General features: G+C 70.2%; 1 protein-coding gene. It reads right to left on the bottom strand.

Going from position 1 to position 1,452, the window contains the following annotated elements:
* Positions 1-207: 207 nt before the first annotated feature.
* A complete protein-coding gene (locus AB0M76_RS43450) occupies positions 208-1,395 on the bottom strand; it encodes an IS4 family transposase (protein ID WP_365958293.1) in 1,188 nt (395 codons plus the stop codon).
* Positions 1,396-1,452 lie beyond the last annotated feature (57 nt).

Here is a 1,452-nt window from a genome sequence, read left to right as displayed (position 1 = left end):
GCAATGCCGTTGTTTTATGGCGGTTGGATCACGATGGCGTTGTGTGAGGGCCGGGTTGGTTGGGGCCAGTCGCGGTGGCGGCTGGTCTTGGCCTTGTAGTTCGACATCTTGCGTTTGACGGCGCGGGGCTGGCTGCGCAGTCGCCTCGGGGGCAGGAGCCGTTCGGTGACTTCGGCGTGGAAGTGCTGCCAGGCCTTGTGCAGGTGGTCAGGGGGAAAAAGAGCCGGGCAGGATGGTCACGGTGCGGCGGGCCGCCCGCAGGGCGGTGGTGAAGGAGAGCCGGTCGCAGTCGACCGGCTCTCGACTGCCGGCGGCCGCTTCGGCTATCAGCGCCCGCAGGGCGTAGTGGACCAGGAGGTGGGCGTAGATCTCCTGGCGGACCCCGGTGGGGGTCTTGCTGGCCAGGACCACGGTCTTGGCGCCGCGCTGGTGGGTTTTGATCTCGTCCAGGACGGTCTCGCATTCCCAGCGCTCGGGGTAGAGCGCGGCCAGATCGGCGGCCGGGGCCCGGTCCGGGTCCAGGACCGAGGTCAGCAGGACGTACTGGTCCTGGCCGGGGCGTCCGGGATCGTCCAGGCGGTAGCGGATGACGCGGACCGTCACCGGCTGGCGGCCGGCCTTCTTGTCGTCGTGGGCCTGGATCGTGGTGAGCCAGGACCCGTCGGCAAGCGGCTCAAGGACGGGCAGGCGGCGGTTGGTCTTGGCGCGGAAGCACAGGTCGGCGCCACCGAAGGTCAGGGCCCGCCATAACCGGGCCGAGGGCAGGTTGCGGTCGCCCAGGACAAGCATGCCCGCGGTCAGTGACCGTTCCAGGTCCTCGGCGAGACGGACCTCGGCGTCCCGCCAGCCGCCGAGGACCGCGTCGATGACGGCGTGGGTGCCGCACTCCACCAGGGCGACGACGTGCGCCTGCGGATATCCGCCGGTGCCTTCGCCGCGGCCGGTGCCAGGACGGCCGAACTCAGCGGCGTTCGCCGGACTGTCGGCGACATCGAAACGGGTGCCGTCGATGGCCATCAGCCGCCAGCCCCTCCAGAACACCCCGGGCATCGCGGGCGTGCCCAGCGGTCGGGCACATCTGCCGAACAGCGCGGCCATCGGCTCGACCCCGAGCCGCCCACGGGCACGGAAGATGGCGGCCTTGCTCGGTGGATGCCACGGCCCCCACAGCCCCGCCCACCGCAGGCCCTCGGACAGATGCCGCATGACCTCCAGATACGGCGCGGGCGAGAACAGTGCCATCGCCAGCAGGAAATACACCACCAGCCGGGCCGGCAACAGCCGACGCCGCTTCTCCACCCGCCCGCACTGAGCCACCACCTCGTCCACCAGCCACGGCGGATACACCCGGGTCAGCACACCCACCCCGGCCAGATCCGGAAGAGACAACGCCACCGACACCACCCCCCGATGACGTCGTCTCACCAATCCAGCCCTACGTCAACGGCATTG

It is taken from the genome of Streptomyces sp. NPDC051364 (assembly GCF_040682115.1).
In the GTDB taxonomy this organism is placed as follows: domain Bacteria; phylum Actinomycetota; class Actinomycetes; order Streptomycetales; family Streptomycetaceae; genus Streptomyces.
Note: the sequence above shows the minus strand (reverse complement) of the source record. Positions and strands in the feature narration are given on the sequence as shown.